This window comes from Brevundimonas sp. GN22, assembly GCF_054824005.1.
Map to the genome: position 1 here is coordinate 1 of NZ_JSYD01000058.1, position 367 is coordinate 367.

The window sequence follows — 367 nt, forward strand, 5'->3', positions numbered from 1 at the left end:
CTTGGCGACTATGCTGTCGGCCATCTGGTATAGGGTCTCAGCAGCAAACGCAGGATCGGCATTCGCGAGCCACAGGCCGATGTAGGTCAGCATGTATTTGCCTGCGTCGCCCTTCTCGATCCCGATGGCAATCATGCCGTCAATCACGGTTTCCAGCATGGCAAAGGCTGTTGCCTGCGGTTGCTCGTCGGTAGCGGCCTGAATGTAGCCGTGAGCCTGAGCCAATAGGGTCTGTGCAATCGCTCGGGGCTCCATGCAGGTCTCTGCAAGCTTGAGGCCCAACGCCTGGACTGCGGCGGCTGCCTCGGGAGTGGAGCAAGCTAGGGGCACATCGGCGATAGCCTCGTGGATCAGGCGCTCTGCTTCT

The 367-nt window shown here is 60.5% G+C and carries 1 protein-coding gene; it reads right to left on the bottom strand.

The window, feature by feature from the left end:
* On the bottom strand, window positions 1-367 hold a 367-nt coding region (locus OB03_RS08740; protein WP_461343868.1), incomplete at both ends, for a hypothetical protein.